General features: G+C 71.3%; 1 protein-coding gene. It reads right to left on the reverse strand.

Annotated elements, in window-relative coordinates; translation table 11 throughout:
- Window positions 1-75 precede the first annotated feature (75 nt).
- Window positions 76-1,653 carry a peptidoglycan-binding protein gene (locus ACFU8Q_RS41215; protein WP_384465271.1) on the reverse strand — a complete coding sequence of 526 codons (1,578 nt, stop codon included), beginning with the start codon at window positions 1,651-1,653 and terminating at the stop codon, window positions 76-78.
- Window positions 1,654-1,967: the final 314 nt, after the last annotated feature.

Raw genomic sequence — 1,967 nt, forward strand, 5'->3', positions numbered from 1 at the left:
GTGTGCACCGGGGCCCGGGACGTGCGGCGCCGTCCACTCACGCCGGACGGCGCCACGGTCTTCCCGTACGACTCGTCAGTGACCGGCCTGGAGCGCCGCCCAGGTTCCCGGTCCCACGATGCCGTCGGCCGTCAGCCCCCGGCTCGTCTGGTAAGTGCGCACCGCTGTCGCCGTCGCCGGGCCGAAGCTCCCGTCGATACCGACCGTCGAGCCGAGCGCCGCGGTCAGTGAGCGCTGAAGCCGCTTCACCCCGTCGCCCGAGTCGCCCTGCTTGAGGGTCGTCGTCGTACCGGCGGACAGCAGTGCGGTCCAGGTCCTGCGACCCACGACGCCGTTGCTCGTCAGGCCGTGGGTCGCCTGATACGCCATCACCGCATTCTTTGTGGCCTGGCCGAAGCTGCCGTCCACCGCGCCCACCCCGTAGCCCTGCTCGCTCAACAGCTGCTGAACGGCTCTGACCTGGGCTCCCGTCGAGCCGCTCTGCTGGGTCTCGTACACGGTGAAGTTCAGGCCGTCAACGCTGTTGCCGCCGCCGTTGCCGCCGTCTTTTCCGCCGCCGTTGGCCCCGCCCACCAACTGCATATAGCGGTTCCAGTCCCAGTACGGCCCCGGGTCCGTGTGGTCGTTGCCCGGTACCTCGCTGTGCCCGATGATGTGCGCCCGGTCCTTCGGAATCCCGTATCGGTCGCACAGGTACTTGGTCAGGGCCGCCGACGACCGGTACATCGTGTCCGTGAACCAGGACGGGTCGTCGATGAACCCCTCGTGCTCGATGCCGAGCGCCGAGGCATTGGCGCCCCGGGCGTGGTACGCGGTGTCGCTGTCACGCACCATCTGGGTGATCTGGCCGTCGGAGGAGCGCACCACGTAATGCGCGCTCACCTCCGCCGTCGGGTTCTGGAACCAGCTGATCGAGCCCGCGTACGAGCCCTGCGTGACATGGATGATCACCTTGCCGATCCTGGCCGTCCGGCCCATGGCGAAGTTGTGCGCGTCGGCCGGAACCCACAGCGCCGACGGGTAGTCGGGGCTCTGTGCGCGTACGTCGGTGGTGCCGAGCGCGCCCTTCTGCGGTGAGACCGGCCGGGCCGTCACCGAGACGTGCTCACCGCCGGGGACGGTGGCGTAGAGCCCGTTGGCCAGGAAGGTGTACACGGTGTCGGCGTAGAGGGCCGCGGTGCCTCCCGTCGTGCCGCTGTACCGCGCGACGGCCGGGTACCAGGCGTCTACGTCGTCGCGGTCCCGGGCATCGAGGCCGAGCTTGTCCGCGTAGCTGCGCAGCACCGCCGCGCCGCCCAGGATGTTGGCCGCGGCGTCGGTGCGCAGGAGGGCCGGCGGTTCGCCGGTGAGGGCGGCCGCTCGTTCCAGTGTCGGGTTCGTGGGGTTGCTCACGAGGTGCATGACGCCGTACCCGTTGGCCTGGCTGGGGTGTCCCCAGTGGCCGTCGAGACGGGTCTCGCCGTACCCGACGGCGGCGAGCAGGTCACGCGGTACGTCGAACTTCGCGGCCGCCCGTGCGAACGCCCGGTTCATGGAGTGGTCGGCGTCCGGAGCGGCGAAGGCCGGGCTGCCGGTCGCGGCCAGGACGGTGGCGGTGAGGGCCGCTAGGACGGATGCGCGGCCCTTGGTGTGGACGGCGGCACGTCTGGGCATACCTGCTCCTGCTCTGTGGGGGTAGGAGAACGGCCCCCGTGCCCGAGATGGGGTGGGCCGGGGGCCGCGAAGCCCGCTCAGAGTAGCTACGTGGTCAGGGCATGACAATCATCTGCCCGCGTGTCGAAGTCCCTTTCACTCCAACGCGGTTGAGGCGCAGGTCAGCGCCCTGCCCGGCGACGCCTCCGCGATCACCGGGGCAGGGACCGGGGGCGAGTCGCCGGCTCAGACGTGCACCGCGCCCCGCTCCCGCGCGCCCCGGCGGAACGGCACGCGGGCAAGGACCGGCCCGGCCCCGCCGAACACCGGGGCCG

The organism is Streptomyces sp. NPDC057543 (genome assembly GCF_042801895.1).
In the GTDB taxonomy this organism is placed as follows: domain Bacteria; phylum Actinomycetota; class Actinomycetes; order Streptomycetales; family Streptomycetaceae; genus Streptomyces.

Bases quoted from the DNA above. Each gene is read 5' to 3' on its own strand.
- ACFU8Q_RS41215 (WP_384465271.1), bottom strand. From the start codon at position 1,653: ATGCCCAGACGTGCCGCCGTCCACACCAAGGGCCGCGCATCCGTCCTA.